The sequence below is a fragment of the Pseudomonas sp. CAU 1711 genome, from assembly GCF_039888625.1.
Classification (GTDB): domain Bacteria; phylum Pseudomonadota; class Gammaproteobacteria; order Pseudomonadales; family Pseudomonadaceae; genus Aquipseudomonas.
In genome coordinates this window covers 1-1,500 of sequence record NZ_JBDQQT010000039.1, presented here as the reverse complement: position 1 = coordinate 1,500, position 1,500 = coordinate 1, and the positions used below count along the sequence as shown (strand labels likewise).

At 51.9% G+C, this 1,500-nt stretch carries 1 protein-coding gene; it reads left to right on the top strand.

Going from position 1 to position 1,500, the window contains the following annotated elements; translation table 11 throughout:
• Nucleotides 1-633: 633 nt before the first annotated feature.
• Nucleotides 634-1,029 (top strand): DUF6714 family protein, encoded by a 396-nt coding sequence (locus tag AAFN46_RS20535; RefSeq protein WP_347810550.1) that lies wholly within the window; start codon nucleotides 634-636, stop codon nucleotides 1,027-1,029.
• Nucleotides 1,030-1,500: the final 471 nt, after the last annotated feature.

Sequence of the window (1,500 nt, the reverse complement as noted above, 5' to 3'; positions counted from 1 at the left end):
AAATGGGTTGTTCAGCACCGAGCCAGGAAACACAATCACCGCATCGTCGCGGTGTTCCTGAATCGAATGGTCGCCGGACAGTAGAGGCCGTTATTTGTGGCCCGCAAAGGAGTTGCTTGCAGAGTATGTGCACATCACAAATAACTTTCCGGGCCAAGTCCGACAAGCCGTGCGCTCCGCCGGTCATGCTCGGCGTTGGCATCATTTCCTGCGTTCGACTCGGCACCGTGCCTAACAATTGGTTCAAGTCGTTCGCTTCGCTCACTTGGACGTCCAAAAGCTGCGCTTTTGGCCGCCCCTTAACCAAACGTTAGGCGCAAAGGCATTATTGGTTTTCAGCACCGAGCCAGGAAACACAATCACCGCATCGTCGCGGTGCTCCTGAATCGAATGGTCGCCTGACAGTAGAGGCCGTTATTTGTGCTCAGCAAAGGAGTTGCTTTCAGAGAATGTGCACGTCACAAATAACCTTCCGGGCCAAAACCGACACGCCGTTCACTCCGCCGGTCATGCTCGGCGCTGGCACCATTTCCGGCGTTCGGCTGGGCTGTCTAACAATTGGCTCAAGTCGTTCGCTTCGCTCACTCGGGACCGGCATAGCCGGCCCCTTAGCCAAACGTTAGGTGCCTTCTCGTGAAAGCCGAGCAGATCCTCATCGAATCAATCGCAAAGGCTTTTCCTGAAAGAAAAGAATTGACCGACGAGTGGATTGAGGAAAATCCATATTTATTCGAGCAAATTTCAGCATCTGAAGCCTTGCAGTATCTACCCAGCTACTTGATGTACGTCCTTCAAAAGCTGAGGGTCAACCCTGGCTCCTTAGTCTATGTGCAAGTGTTATATACATTAAATAACTACAGCAAGTGCAAGTCGGCAGACGACCAACATCAAGGCATATGGTACCTGCTTTCAAATCAACAAAAGCAATCTATCATTCACTTCATCGCTCACTTAACACACAATCTGCCTGCAAACATCGACGCACATGAACTCAAAAAAATCTCAAACCGGTGGCAACCAGTCACCTAACAAATGGTTCAAGTCGTTCGCTCCGCTCACTTGGACGTCCAAAAGCTGCGCTTTTGGCCGCCCCTTAACCAAACGTTAGGCGCAAGAGCGAAATGGGTTGTTCAGCACCGAGCCAGGAAACACAATCACCGCATCGTCGCGGTGTTCCTGAATCGAATGGTCGCCGGACAGTAAAGGCCGTTATTTGTGGTCCGCAAAGGAGTTGCTTGCAGAACATGTGCACATCACAAATAACTTTCCGGGCCAAGTCCGACACGCCGTGCGCTCCGCCGGTCATGCTCGGCGTTGGCATCATTTCCTGCGTACGACTCGGCACCGTGCCTAACAATTGGTTCAAGTCGTTCGCTCCGCTCACTTGGACGTCCAAAAGCTGCGCTTTTGGCCGCCCCTTAACCAAACGTTAGGCGCAAGGGCAAAATTGGTTGTTCAGCACCGTGTCAGGGAACACAATCAACGCATCTTCGCGATGTT